The sequence below is a fragment of the Mucilaginibacter sp. P5_A6 genome, from assembly GCF_056400585.1.
In genome coordinates this window covers 62888-76767 of sequence record NZ_JBFUKZ010000009.1, presented here as the reverse complement: position 1 = coordinate 76767, position 13880 = coordinate 62888, and the positions used below count along the sequence as shown (strand labels likewise).

At 40.4% G+C, this 13880-nt stretch carries 10 protein-coding genes; 2 read left to right on the top strand and 8 right to left on the bottom strand.

From position 1 onward, the window contains the following. Window positions 1–8: 8 nt before the first annotated feature. The 5 genes from AC1DO4_RS12170 to AC1DO4_RS12150 form a co-directional block, all read right to left on the bottom strand. Window positions 9–947, bottom strand: a complete 939-nt coding sequence (locus AC1DO4_RS12170; RefSeq protein WP_477416095.1) for a transketolase family protein — start codon at window positions 945–947, stop codon at window positions 9–11. 1 nt (window position 948) lies between these two features. After that, window positions 949–1806: a transketolase gene (locus tag AC1DO4_RS12165; protein ID WP_477402290.1), complete on the bottom strand. Its 858-nt coding sequence runs from the start codon at window positions 1804–1806 to the stop codon at window positions 949–951. A gap of 10 nt (window positions 1807–1816) precedes the next feature. Beyond that, window positions 1817–2653, bottom strand: coding sequence for a cytidylyltransferase domain-containing protein (locus tag AC1DO4_RS12160; protein WP_477416093.1), 837 nt, complete (start codon window positions 2651–2653; stop codon window positions 1817–1819). A gap of 14 nt (window positions 2654–2667) precedes the next feature. After that, window positions 2668–3732 carry a hypothetical protein gene (locus AC1DO4_RS12155; protein ID WP_477416091.1) on the bottom strand — a complete coding sequence of 355 codons (1065 nt, stop codon included), beginning with the start codon at window positions 3730–3732 and terminating at the stop codon, window positions 2668–2670. 146 nt (window positions 3733–3878) lie between these two features. Beyond that, window positions 3879–4718 carry a phosphatidylinositol-specific phospholipase C/glycerophosphodiester phosphodiesterase family protein gene (locus AC1DO4_RS12150; RefSeq protein ID WP_477416089.1) on the bottom strand — a complete coding sequence of 280 codons (840 nt, stop codon included), beginning with the start codon at window positions 4716–4718 and terminating at the stop codon, window positions 3879–3881. Between the two features lie 261 nt (window positions 4719–4979). On the opposite strand from AC1DO4_RS12150, the gene AC1DO4_RS12145 reads away from it, so the two are divergent. Further along, window positions 4980–5522: a hypothetical protein gene (locus tag AC1DO4_RS12145; protein WP_477416087.1), complete on the top strand. Its 543-nt coding sequence runs from the start codon at window positions 4980–4982 to the stop codon at window positions 5520–5522. Window positions 5523–6142: 620 nt separating this feature from the next. Here AC1DO4_RS12145 and AC1DO4_RS12140 read toward each other — a convergent pair. Next, entirely contained in the window at window positions 6143–6664 is a 522-nt protein-coding gene (locus AC1DO4_RS12140) for a YceI family protein (RefSeq protein WP_477416085.1), read from the bottom strand. A 489-nt stretch (window positions 6665–7153) separates the two neighbouring features. Continuing rightward, window positions 7154–7612: a DUF1569 domain-containing protein gene (locus AC1DO4_RS12135; protein WP_477416083.1), complete on the bottom strand. Its 459-nt coding sequence runs from the start codon at window positions 7610–7612 to the stop codon at window positions 7154–7156. A 286-nt stretch (window positions 7613–7898) separates the two neighbouring features. Here AC1DO4_RS12135 and AC1DO4_RS12130 point away from each other — a divergent pair, with 286 nt between their 5' ends. After that, on the top strand, window positions 7899–9494 hold the full coding sequence (locus AC1DO4_RS12130) for a tetratricopeptide repeat protein (protein ID WP_477416081.1): 1596 nt from the start codon (window positions 7899–7901) through the stop codon (window positions 9492–9494). A gap of 90 nt (window positions 9495–9584) precedes the next feature. Here the strand turns inward: AC1DO4_RS12130 and AC1DO4_RS12125 are convergent, their stop codons facing one another. Continuing rightward, entirely contained in the window at window positions 9585–13670 is a 4086-nt protein-coding gene (locus tag AC1DO4_RS12125) for a hybrid sensor histidine kinase/response regulator (RefSeq protein WP_477416079.1), read from the bottom strand. Between the last annotated feature and the right edge of the window lie 210 nt (window positions 13671–13880).

Genomic DNA, 13880 nt, shown 5'->3' with positions numbered 1-13880 from the left:
TGCTGTTTTTATTCTGAAAACTCGGGTGTTAAAATTTGTGGCTGATGATGGGTAGTTTTATAACCCAGTATCCTCTCGGCAATTTGTTTGCCTGTAAAACCTTCATGCTGCAAAACATCGGGCAGCAATGCGGGCTTAAACCACTTTTGGTTTAAAGCGATGGGCAATACATTTGCGGTGGTTTGGTGTTTTAATAATACTTCGGCCACTATGGTGTATAAACCACCTGTTAAAAAATGATCTTCGAGCGTTACCACAAGCTTGCTTTGGGCCGATACTTTTAAAATAGCTTGTTCATCAACCGGTTTAAGGCTGCGCATGTTGATCAGTCCAACAGATAAACCTTCACTTTGCAGCATATCAACTGCAATAAGCGCCTGCTCAAATAACAAACCGTATGTTAAAATGGTAATATCGGTGCCCTGGGCTACAACCTCTGCTTTGCCTGCAATAAAAGGTTCATGATTGAACCCGGTTTTACGGGTATTGATGCGTGTATAAGCAGGCTGCTTTGACTGCCAGATCTGCGGCAGCATTTTTACCAGGTCATCCTCATCTGCCGGGGCAAATACAGTTACATTAGGAATCCCGCGCATGATGGATATATCCTCAATAGCCTGGTGGGTGGGGCCATTACCATCAGATAAAAAGCCCGGAATAAAGCCGCTCAGTTTAACCGGCAGGTTGGCTATACCAACATCGGTACGCACAAACTCAAAAGCGCGCATGGTTAAAAACGCTGCCAGGGCATGTATAACAGGTATTCTGCCGCGTAATGCAAGGCCAGCCGCAGCGCCTATCATGGTTTGCTCGGTAATACCGGTATCAATAAAACGATTGCCCAATATACCCGGCAGGTTGCGCACCAGCGCACGGTTTTCTGCCGTCATAACGATGACCTGTTCATTGGCTACGGCCATCTCTGTTAATAATTCTTCGTAGGTCATATTATCTTACTACTAAAGTTTCGGATGTTAATAGGGTACCATGTTCGCCATGCAGTTCAAGCAATAGCTGGTCAATTTCACCGGCAGAAAAATTGCAGAACCATCGATCGGCTCTTTCCTCAATGCTTGGTAATCCTTTCCCCCTTACCGTATCGGCAATAACTACATTGAGTTTACCTGCCTGGAACGGGTAAGCGCTGAATGCCTGGTGCAGGGCATCGAAGTCATGTCCGTCTATCCGTTTTACAGCAGCCCCAAAAGCCTCAAATTTGTCGGCAAGCGGTTCCAGCGGTATCAGGTCTTCCGTACGTACATTGGCCTGAAACTGGTTACGGTCAACCACAAAAAGCAGGTTATCAAGCTTATAAGCATTCGCAACCAAAACCGCCTCCCAGCAAGTGCCCTCGTTGAGTTCGCCATCGCCCAAAATGCAAACAACCCTGTTATTACTGCCGCTTATTTTTAGGTCCATAGCAACGCCTATAGCTACCGATGGTAAATGCCCTAAAGAACCCGAATGAAATTCGATACCGGGGATCTGTGTATTGGGGTGCCAGTAAATATGGTCGTTAATGGAAAGGTGATTTTTAAGGCGCTCTTTTTCAAGCAGGCCCAGCTCGGCAAAGGTGCCGTACAAGGCTGGCACATCATGGCCTTTTGAAAGGAACAGGTAATCGCGGTCGGGGTGGGTAAGATTGTGCTTATTGATGTTTAAAAAACTGGTATATAAGTAAACGATCAGATCGACCGCCGATAACGATGCTCCTGTAAAACAACCGCCATCTGTAGACATGCGAACAATATGCTCCCTTACTTTTAAGGCGATAGCCTTAAGCTCCTGCTGATTTATATTTCCCACTCGTGATATTTTAGTTTTGTTGTAATTCCTGTAAATTTTCTTTTGGCGCTTTTTTAGTTTGCGCGGGTATTACGGTTTTTAATTCATCCAAATGATGCCTGTACCAGTTTACACCGGCGTATTGTTCATTAAGCTGATAGATCTCCGGTTTGCGGTTAAGCAGGTTAAGGATATCCTGGCAGGAGAATTGGTTACATATGGGATATAGCTCGCTAAATACCTTTTCAATAAAATAATAATCCTCGGGGTAATCAATGGTAAACCGGTACGACATGGAGAAATCCATGCCGGTTGGCCAGGTTACATTACCTACGTTGAATATCAGCGGGTTTTCCCAGATATAAGGCGTGGTATGCTCCAGCTCCATTGGTCTGCCCGCGTTTTCCCAGGCCTGTTTTAAGCAGGCCATGGTCATTACTTCCACATCGTTTCCATCGGGCCAGGTAGCCGGGTGCAAATTGYTCACATAATCATACCTGCCCCTGCTGGCAAAAAAGTATTCCAGTACATAATCAATAATGCGCGGATCAATTAACGGGCAATCGGAAGGTATTTTAAGTACAATATCGGCCTTAAACAGTTTCGCCGCCTGGTAATGCCTGTCAAGCACATTGCCCAGGCTTCCGCGGTAATAAGGAATATTCATATCCGAAGCTTCCTTTACTATAATGTCGTCTTCCTGGTTTTCTGATGTGGCAATTATGATATCAGCCTTGTGCTGAATCATTTTTAGCCGCTCAATCATCCTGGCCAGCAGGCTTTTGCCTAATATTGGCAACATTACTTTGCCGGGTAAACGGCTTGATGCCATGCGGGCCTGTACTATAATTACAATTTTTTCTGTCATGGTATTAAATTTTATTACCAGTTTGCTATTAGTTCATCGCTTAGCTCGGGCAACGATACGCTATCATGGTATTCGGCCAGGGCCAATTGCGGATCAAAACTTTTTTTATCGCCCCTGTGGTTTAAATAACTGCGGCACAGCGTTGCAATTGTTTTGGCAGATGTGCCTCCATTTTGTACCGGGGCAAGCCTTTTAAGCTCATTAATATTAAACCAGGAGTGTACCTTCTTGCCTAAAGCTATGCCCGTGTATACTACAGTGGAGTACTGCGTTATCAGCTCGCAGCAATTGGCTATCATATGGCTGGTGTTGCCCTGCTTGTATACCAGGGTCCCCTTTGGCGTATTGCTGATGATCTCTTTTTCGGCTCTTTTAAAATTTTCGTTGGGGTGGAGTTTAAACAACAGTTGCCTTCCCTTGGCTATTTTTACCGCTTTTTTTATAAATGCCACCCTGTTTTCCAGGCGAAAGGTTTCCCGCATATCGGTAGTGGCTACCAATACATAATTATGATGTGGGAAATCATTATCAAGGTGTTGTTGCTGGTTATCATAATTTGGAATGCCGGTGACCACTATTTTACCGTGCTCCGTACCTTTACCGGTAAATTGTTGTTTGTAACCTTCGGAGGCAGCGCAGTAAACATCGCAGATATTTGATGCGCCGTTTAAGGAGGTATTGCCGCAAAAGGTAGATGGTAACCTAAGTGTGCGTACTATTTTACTCCATGTTGTATACCGGTCAATCATGCCTTCTTGTACCCAAATGGTTTTGTATTGCCTCATCCGTTTAGGAATGATCATATCTGTACAATAAACTACCAGGTCGTATTGATTTTTTTGGGCCCCGAAATCAATTTGCAGCGAGTTTTGATACAGGTATCTTTCAGACTTTAGCCTGAATTTGCGCGAGAGCACAGTGCCGTTAAATATTGGGGTTTTGCTTAACAGGTATTTAAGCGGTACATTGTCTGTAAACAACTGGCTAAACCAGCAATCATATCCGGGCAACTCATTTGCAATCTGGTGCATCTGCGTTGTTTGGTTAATTGAACCTGTAATGAATAATATTTTCTTCATTCCTTCTCTTTCAATTATATTGGGTTGCTGTTGCAAAGCTTTATAATTTGATAAAAGTAACCCGGCCAGTTTTAAATAAAGAGAAGCCAGCGTTATCAAATTATTAAGAGATAACTTAGGTGAGTATTTTTTTTAACAATTGAGCATTAATCAACATTGGCATAGCTTTTAGGACCGGCAAGCAGGAAGTTTTTAAGCTCGACCAGTTTATCGGTGTTAATGAGGTCTACACCAGAATCCAAAAGCTCCTTCCATACGGCTTCATTTTCGGGTGAGGCCCAGAGCCTTACCTTTTTACCAAATTTGTGTGCCAAATGCACCAAATTGCAAAGGCGTTGTTTTTCAATTATGGAAAAGCTGCCTTTACCATCCCATTTCAATACGCTGGAATACTTGCAGCTTGCAGTTTGATATAAATTTTTTGAAATGGTATCCTGCTTTAACTGCATCAGGTCCTCATCAATAAATACCAGCCGGTTTTGTTGAGATTTAATTATTTCATAGGGTTTATGACCGGTAATAACTATGGTTACCTGCCTTTGCGTATAAACCCCGTTATCATATCCTGATAATATTGACCGGTATTTTTTAAGTAGAATTTCAAGCGCCTGGTAAGTTTTGCCGGCATCCGATTTTATGTCGATCATTAATGTAAGCGGGTAGGCCGGGCATTTAATTTCTTTATTGTTACCCTCAATGCATTCCAGCAGTGGTTTAAAATAAAGGCGCTCCAGTGTTTTTTGCTTTTTAAAAAAGGGTAGGATGTGCGCTACAATAAGTTTGTTCCTTCTTAAATATATATCAGCTTCAATATGGGTAAATCCGTTGTCCAGGGCATCATACAAAGGCCGTTTATGCCAGTAATCATTATGGGCGAAGCCGTTTGCAAGCGTTAAATTTTGAGAGTAGGAGTTACAACCGAGGTGGATCAGCAGAATGAGGAACAAGAATTTAAGGTGCTTAGGGCAAAAAATTGCTGTTCGCATCGATCATTTTTTTGTTTGCCCGAAGATACCTGTCTAATGTTCTTTAATTATTAGCTTATTGTGATGTTAAGTTTTATAATTCAGGTAAACTTTTCCTGCAGCTAAGTGGTATATGCCTTTTTTTAATGTTTTGTTAATACTTATTTTATGCAATGCCCGCCACCGGCTGTAATGCGGATAAAAAAAAATTGATACCAGAGGCAACGTATTTGTGAAAGAGACTGTAATATCTATAAACGATTAATTACTAAAACCACACAAATGAAATTTACATCAAAATTAATAGCTGTTTCATTCATTGCTTCAGCTATATTTTTTACAACAAATTTAAAAGCGCAAACTACGGCCAAAAACCAATTTAATTTAGGTTTAGGTGCCGAAGTTGGTATACCTACAGGTGTTTCACGTTTAGGCTCAACTTTTACCTTAGGCGCTACCGGCCGTTTGCAATATGGTGTTAGCAACAATTTTGCCCTTACATTTACAACCGGTGGCTATCACTTTTTCCCTAAAATAAACCCGGCCACCAATAAAAGGTACGGCAGCTACGGGGAGATCCCAATTAAAATTGGTGTAAAGGAATTTTTTATGCCAAACATATATGTTGCTGCAGAAGGCGGACTTGCGTGGGAAAAATTAGAAGATGGCCAGGGCTGGGCGCCATTTCACAGGCGTGACCTCTCCGGAGGAGTAGGGTATGCCACCAAACACTGGGATATTGGTGTTAGGTACGAAGACTTTTATATGAAAGATTATCATACAGGTTTGGTTGGCCTGCGCTTAGCTTATGGTATTGGATTATAAAACAAATCCTTTTAAACTTAAAAAGGGCAAATGATCATTGTATCATTTGCCCTTTTTTAATTTATAGGTTTTTTTAAATATGAGAAGCTGTTTTAAAATGGATAAACTAGTATGCGATTGCTTCGTTTCTTGCAATGACATGGATTGTAAATTATTGATTATCAGTGTGTATTTTTTTTACACGTAAACCTCTTACCCGTCATTGCGAGGAACGAAGCAATCCCCGATTTACAGAGTAGCTGTGCAAATCCGATCTGCATTTTGGGGATTATTTATGTTGTGTTTTTGTTTTTATAGGTATTCATGAGCTCCCTGCGGTCGGTTATCTTCGTCGTACCTCCTCGCAATGACGATCACGAGGTGATTGTGGTATCCATACATGTCATTACTGTTTTTTCCCAGCTCGGCTGGTGGTGCCTCGCAATGACATAAATTATATTAAAAAATAGTCCTGATAATCAGTAATTTACAAACACGTGATGATAAGCGCAGCGTGGGAAGCCCTCCACAATGCCAAAACAATATCGAGTTAAACTTAAAAAGGGCAAATGATCATTGCATCATTTGCCCTTTTTTTATCGCTCATAAGCTCTTTTACAGTATTTTATCTAAGGTTAAGATCAGGCTTTGGTAACCGGCACAGTAAGGCTAATGGTAAGTTCATCGGGCGTACCACTGCGGGTGATGGTAAATTCTTTGGGTGCTATTTTAAAGCTGCCTTTAAAAACACCCTCATTGCCTTTTTCATCAAATGTGAAATGGATGGTGACTGGTTTTGTAACACCTTTCAGCTTCAGATTACCGGTAGCCTGGAAAGCACTGCCACTTTTAGTAACCGAGGTAGATACAAATGTAATGGTTGGATAAGTATCAGCATCTATCGCGGCCCTGGCGTGGCTGTTTTTTAGAAAAAAACCGGTTGCAAGGCTTTCAGCATCAATACTCGCAGAAATTTTTGATTGCTCGGGGTTAGTCTTGTCAAACTGGATATTGGCCCTTAGTGTTTCAAATATGCCATGGATCTTACCACCCGAAAATTTTACTTCGTAGGGAGTTTTAACTTTGTAGGTAGTTAGCGTAATAGCAAATGCCGAAATGCTGATTATAAACAATGCAATCAGGGGGAAGGTGATCTTTTTCATAGAGATTTATTTTTTAATGTTATCGTTATAACCTCATTATAATTAAGAGGTATCTACATAAAATACGTTTGCCATATTCATGGGGTTGCCTTACCGGCTAAACTTATAGTATTTGGCTGCAATTAAACCGAAACCCCCTGGTTTGCTTTTATGGAAATTAGGGTGTGAAATGGATTTTTTGCTTGTTTGTTTTTTGAATTTTTTGTAAATTTGTATGTAAGCAAACAGGGCAATTACCTCTATAAGATAATTGCCCTGTTTGGTTTAGAATAAAGAAGACTAAAATTCGTTATAGTGTTATAACTTACTTATTATTAGTGTATTAATAATTGTTGGGCGGGTGCCATAAGGTATTCGAAAGTGTGTGAAAGGTGCCAAAAAGGGTGATATGAGGATGTATCAACGGTACATCAACGGTGTATTAAAAGTGCCCGTTTTGAGCTCCCAACGGAGCTTAGAAAACTTTGTGTTTTTATCGGCTTGAAACGATTAATATCCAAACTGGCTAAGGTGATGGTCAAGGTGTTTATAAAACATATTGTTCCATTCTGTTCTACTTAAAGGCCCAAAAGAGTGCGACATCCGGCCATCGAATTCTTTTTCGCCCAGTTGCTGTGTTTTTTTGATGTAAGCTATCAGCCGGTCTTTTTCTGTTTCAAAATCTTTTTCGGTTGTGATGATAAATGCCGGGGCGGTAGGGCCATTATGTTTATAGGGTATTTCGCTTACTACCTTATTTTTTACAAGCAGTTTAAGTATAAGCTTCATAAACCCATTGGGTTTGGGGTGCTTATCTTCATAAGTCATCTCGTAGGATACACAGCAATGCGCCAGCATTTGTGCTACGGTCATTTTTCCCCATTGCGGAGTGGTTGTTGGCTTGAGGTTATTAATTCTTTGAATAATACCATCAGCAACTGGTTTGGTGAAGATGTTAGGTAAGGCCATAGCGGTTATTTTTTACAAATTTATTGAATTAAAACGCTATGACGATCCGGAGATTCAATATAGGGCAAAAGATTGTGCGTTTTTGGGAGGATGAATTAATTATGATAAAAAATATATTTAAACAACGGCTGAGTTTTGATGTGAAAAATGCCGGCAATACGGTAAATAGTAGCAATATTAATTTTAACACTTCATTTTCACTTATTATATTTACCGGATGCCTTATCATTTCCGAATCTTATTACTCTTATTTGTCTTGTTTTCATTTTTGAGATCAAGTGTTGCAATGCCCTTAGATACCACGTCAAGAAAAATTGGAACCGTAACCAGTACCGCAAATTTTAACCAGTTTGGTTTTATAAACGATATTGATGAAGGGGCCTTAGCAATACGTGCAGACAGCATTGACAAGGGAGTACATCTTATCTTTTCGGGATTACAGAAGGCAAGGACACTTATAAAAATAGAACGTGTAACTAATTTTGTAGAACAGGAGCTTTATAACATTGCGGAGTTATTGGATAATGGTAAGCTATTGCCCGGAGAAAAAAAACTGGGGCAACAATTTTTCAGGATAGTATTCACTGAAAAGAGCGGCCCTACGCCGCTGAATATGGCAGTATATTTTAAATCGGCTCCAAACACGCTATTTGTAAAGAGGTTAAGGGTGTTAGTGCAATCCAATGAAGATCATGAGGGAAAACTTGAAACTTTGCTTAATGATTTGCTTAAACAACAGCCGGAATTGCTTGCATATAATATACTAAAAGCACAGTTACTTTACGACAGGGGAAAATACGCAGAAAGTATTAGTTATTGTGATAAAGCACTTGTGATATCGCCCACCTACGCTTTTGCCTATAACTTAAAAGGACAGTGTTACGGACGTATGCGGCAACCCGAAAAGGAGATAACTATTGAAGAAGAGGCGATTAAACTTTTTCCTAATTATGTAGATGCGTTTTATAATAAAAGTTCGGCCCTGTATGATCTTGATAAATACCGGGACGCAGCTTATGTTTATAGAAGAATAGAAAAATTAAAGCCGCAATACCTTTTCACAAATTACTACCTGGCCCGTTGTTATAAGGCAATTGATATGCCCGATAGTGCTTTATATTATGCTAACCTAAATAACAGGCAATACCCCGATGATGGTGATGGCTATAATCTTAAAGGGGATATATATTATGCAAATGATGATTACCCTACCGCCGTTGAATGGTATACGCAGGCCATTAAATTACAGCCAGATAATGCCGATAATTATGAAGATAGGGGCGACGCCTATTATTATTGGGAGAAGGTTGATACCGCGCTGGCGGATTTTGAAAAAGCGGCGAACCTTAAAAAGAAGAACGCTTACCTGAATGAAAGGATTGGTGATTGCTATTACAAAAAAGAACAATATGATAAATCTGTCTATTATCACCAAAAGGCATTGCGCATTGACCCCGATTATAAGTACGCATATGTTAGCCTCGATTTATGTTATAACAAAATTGGTAAGTATGAATTGGGTATCGAGGCTTGTAAAAAAGCCATTAGTATTGATAGTACCTATGATACTGCTTTAGGTAATCTTGGTTGGGGATACTATTGTGTGGGAAAATTTGACGACTGCATTAAGTTTTCATACAAGGCTCTTAAATATAATGAAAAAGCTACTTACGCAATGTTTAACATTGCCTTGGCCACTTTATGTAAGGGCGACTATGAAAAAGCAAAGGAGCTGTATTTCAACTTTTATACCTTATGTAAAGAAAAAAACTACGAAATGACCGGCGGTGCAGTTACCGATCTTAAAGATCTTATTAAAAAGAAAATAAGCGTAGAACAGGCTTCAACAATTATACGAGACATCTTTAAGGAGACACCCTAACTCAAAAATTGTTATTAAAAATCAATTCCTATGCCGCTCAAATTATCATCATTATGAATAAGAATTAGTTATTCCCGCGGAATGTCTTTCCTATACCTGGGCATTAACCCGCTTCCCATATTTTTCCAGAATGCTTATGATCTCGGTAAGTTTCATGGGTTTGCTCATGTAATCGTCCATGCCTGCCTGTAAGCAGCTGTCTTTGTCTTCAACCATAGCATTGGCGGTCATGGCAACAATAATTGGCTGGCCGGTTAGTTGTTTCCTGATGCAACGGGTAGCTTCCAGGCCATCCATTTCGGGCATTTGCATGTCCATCAGGATGATATCATACTTCTTTACTGCCACTGCGTCCAAAACCTGGAGGCCGTTTATGACAATATCTGGCTGATACCCCATTTTTTGAAGAATTTGTTTGGCTACTTTTTGATTGATCAAATTATCCTCGGCAATCAAAATGTTTAAAGGGTACTGGGTTGCCAGGTCCGCTGATAAATGCTCTTTTTTAAATTTATGTTCTGTAAGGCTGTTTTTATCGTTTTTTAACTGGTCGATAATATGTTTCAACAAAACACTATGCTTTGCGGGCTTTGTAAGTATTGCATTAAACAAGTTAGGCTCACGTTTGCTTTGCCTATCAACCGAACTAAGTAAAATAAGCGGCATCAACGGGTAAATGGCTTTTATTTTACGAGCCAGGTCGGCACCATCCATTTTGGGCATATTCATATCGGTAATCACCAGTTCAACCTGCTTGTTAGCAGATAAAATTGTTAAGGCCTCGGCGCCAGATTGGGCAACCAGGGGGATAAATTTCCAATGCCTTAGCTGGGTTTCCATGATGCTGCGGTTGGTAGCGTTATCATCAACAACTAATATTTGTTTATTTTCCAGTCCCGCTACATCCAGATTAACATGGGCTGGAGCGGTTTTTATACCAACCCTTGTTTTAATATTAAAACTAAAAGATGTACCGGCACCTACCTCACTCGCTACCTTAATTTCGCCGCCCATTAAATAAATTAGTTTTTCGCTGATAACCAAACCAAGGCCGGTACCGCCATATTTGCGGGTTGTGCTGGAGTCTACCTGTGAAAATGCTTTAAAAAGCCGGGATAGTTTATCTTCGGGGATGCCAATCCCTGTGTCGCGAACGGTGAACAACAAGTCGAGTTCACCATTGTTTAAAGCTTTTTGTTTTACACCAATAAATATTTCGCCCTTGTGGGTAAACTTTATGGCATTACCTACCAAATTTATTAAAATCTGTCGTAAGCGCATCGAATCGGCAATGATGTGCTCAGGTACGCCGGGTTCTATCTGGTAAATAAGGTCGATATTAAGTTTTGATGCTTTTTCGGCAAAAAGATCAAGAACACTTTCCACGCAATCCCTTATATTAAAATCATGCTCTTCCAGCTCCATATTACCCGATTCGATCTTGGAAAAATCAAGAATATCATTGATCACCGTTAGCAGCGCATCGCCAGAGTGTTTAATGGTTTCGGTATACTCAGCCTGCTCTTCTGTAAGATCGGTATTGGCCAATAACGTAGCCATACCTATAACCCCGTTCATCGGTGTGCGAATTTCATGGCTCATGGTGGCCAAAAATATGCTTTTGGCCATGTTGGCATTTTCGGCTTCCTCACGCGCTTTTTCTGCCGCTTCCCGCGATCTTCTTTCTTCAATAGTGAGCTGGGTAATATTTTCTGTACGTTCTTTCACCAACAGTTCAAGCTGTTCTTTTTGCCGCCTTATAGTACGCATCCGGTATTTAAACAGGCCATAAATAGCAGCCACAACCAATAAAACAACCAGCAACACAAACCACCAGGTTAACCAAAACGGGGGCACAATGGTAATTTGCAGCGGTGTGGTTACCGGCGACCAAAAACCCTGGCTATTCCTGTATTTTAACCATACATGGTAGGTGCCCGGCGAAAGATTGGTATATAAGGCCGAATTATGGCTGCCTATATAATTCCACTCTTTATCAAAGCCATCTAAATAATAAGCATATTGTTTTCTGTCGGCCAATGCATAATCCAATGCGGCAAACTCAAAAGAAAAAACAGATTGTTTATAGGAGAGTGTAAGTTTCCGGGTATCAGCTATATCATTTTTTAAAGGTGATGGGTCCAGCGGGCTCGCGGCAATGGTGAGCGGTTTATTAAATAGCAAAAAGGACGTAATAACTAATGGTGCAAACCCAGGCTGTTTTAATACGTTTTTGGGAGTAAATTCATTAAACCCGTTAATACCGCCAAAATAGATCTTCCCGTCATGCGCTTTTAGTGCCGAATGCGGTTTATATTCATCGCCTTGCAGGCCATCCTCAACGGTGTAATTGTAAAAAGTTTTATTTTCAGGATCTAACTTTGATACCCCTCCATTGCTGCTTATCCAGAGTTTGCCGGCATCGTCTTCTCTTATAGCATAAATAATGTCACTGGGCAGACCGTCCTTTTTTGTAAAAGTTGTGAAATGATTTTTTACCGGATCAAAAAGATCAAGGCCAGATAGTGTAGCCAGCCATAGCCTGCCCTTTGTATCTTCCCAAATATCAGCTATCCCGTCATTACTGATGCTGTTTGTTTTTTCATCATGCATAAAGCGCTTAAAGGTCCCGGTTTTGCGATCAAGCAAGTCTAAACCACCGTCAGATGTTCCAATCCAGAGGTTGTTTTTGCTATCTTCAAACATTACGTAAGGCCTGTCGCTGCTTAAACTTTTAGGGTCATTAGCATTAAACTTATAATGGGTAAATATTTTTGTTTTTTCATCATAACAATCCAGCCCGTCCCTAAAAGTGCTTAGCCATGTCTTTTTATCGCGGGTATGTAAAAGGTAATAAATATTGTTACCGCCAATTCCCTGCGGCTTGGCCGGATCATACTTAAAATTGGTGAAAATCTGGGTTTTAGGGTCAAATATGCTTAAGCCATCTGCCCAGGTGCCTATCCATAGTTTGCCTTCGTAGTCGGGTTTTACAGTAAGCACATAATTGCCTGTAATACTGTTTTTACCATCAGGTTGTTTTTTGTAACTGGTAAATGTATTATTAACGGGGTCAAATTTGTTTAAACCACCTCCGTCGGTTCCTATCCATATTTTATGATCTTTGTCTTCGGCCAAATCAAGTACATAATTATTGGATAGGCTTTCCTGGCGGCTGTTGTGCCGGTACAAGTTGAAGCTTGCAGAGGTTTTTTTTGATAGATTAATACCACCGCCAAACGTGCCAACCCACATATTTCCCGAGCGGTCTTTGCAAATAGCATATACCGAATTACCGTTGATACTGTTATTATCAACTTCATCATGTTGATAGATCCTGAATTTATCCGACCCTCTATTTAAAACACATAAACCGCCATTTTCGGTGCCAACCCATAGGTTTCCTTCCTCATCGTTATTTAAGCTGTAAACGGTATTGGTTGAAATACTGCTTGCATCATTCTTGTCATGCTGAAAAGCCTTAAACGTTTTAGTAGTACGGTCAAACAAAAAAAGGCCGTCAACCTGTGTACCTAACCATAGCTTATGAAATTTATCCTCAAAAATGCACACAACGGTTTTGCCCTGGGTTGTTTTTGTTACCGGGTTGTAGTACAGGAATTTTGAAAATGTATTGCTTTTACTGTTATAAAGGTTTAATCCCCCATTCCCGGTTCCTACCCATAAATTGTGTTGAGAATCTTTATAAACGGTACGCACGTTATTGTCGCCAATGCTGCCGGCATCTTTATCTGAATGCTGATGATGTTCAAATGTATTATGTTTCAGGTCATAATGGTCGAGCCCGCCGTTTTGGGTGGCTATCCACAAGCTGCCATTATCAAAAAGTATCCGGTTAATAATGTTATTGCTGAGGCTTTTAGGGTTTTGATCGTTATGTAAATACCTGGTAAAGCGGCCGGTGCTTCTTTGGTACATGTTTAAGCCGCTTGATGTAGCGAGCCACATATTGCCATTGTTATCTTCGGCAATATCGGTTATTGTGTTGTGGCTTAAGGATGTGCTGTCTTTATCATTGTACCTGTAAGTTATAAAGCGGTAACCATCGTACCGGTTTAAACCATTGCGGGTTGCTATCCACATAAATCCCCGGCTATCCTGGAAAATGCGGTTGACATTGATCTGTGACAGGCCTTCGGAAGTCCCTATATGCAAAAACTTAAGATTTTCGTTTTGTGCATACCCAAACGGAATTATAGTGCAAATTAAAAATAAGGTGCAAATAATTAGTTTACAGTAATAAAACAACCTGGGCATGGAACGTAGTTTAAAATACTGCCGAAACAGTAAAATTATAATGGATTGTGTGCGTGGTTATTATTAATTAGGTTCTTTAAGGATTAAACAGTTATTAGGCTCATTTAG